Below are 495 nucleotides of genomic sequence, written 5' to 3'. Positions count from 1 at the left end.
CATAAAAAATATCTTCACCTTTGTCTGTTTTTTCAAAAGTTTTAAGCGTTTTTGTATTAGGAATATGCATTTCAAATGGCAATCTTTCTTCACTAATAACTTTAGTGAAAGCAATCCCTCTAAAATCAGACACTGTAAGTCTTAGAGCGTCTCATATTTCATGTGCTTCTTTTTTTTAATTTTTGTCTATGCGTATTCACATAACATCTTTTGAAGCCATTGCTATACTCTATAGTAAACCTCCTTTGATTCCCTTTTTATCATATGGCTTAATTGAGCTACAAAAACGAGGTTTTTTAAGAATGCCTTTTTCTTTTTAGTTTTGTTAAGCAAATTTATTTGAAAATTTTGACGTTTTTAAATTTTTCAAAAATTGATTTAATTCTGATTGAAACTAAAGAATTGTTTCATTTTTTGGTTTTGGTTTAATATTTTTTTCTGTGTGTACATTGTTTAATCTTTCTGTGCAATCTTGATTCAACAAAGCATAGAAAG

1 pseudogene is annotated in these 495 nt (G+C 27.5%); it reads right to left on the bottom strand.

The annotated features are described in order from the left end of the window. Positions 1-133 (bottom strand): annotated as a pseudogene (locus tag ACFINS_RS09950) (type II toxin-antitoxin system antitoxin, RelB/DinJ family); the annotation flags it as partial. Positions 134-495: the final 362 nt, after the last annotated feature.

This window comes from Bartonella sp. AA2SXKL (assembly GCF_042197205.1).
Classification (GTDB): domain Bacteria; phylum Pseudomonadota; class Alphaproteobacteria; order Rhizobiales; family Rhizobiaceae; genus Bartonella.
This window is presented reverse-complemented; position numbering and strand designations above follow the sequence as displayed.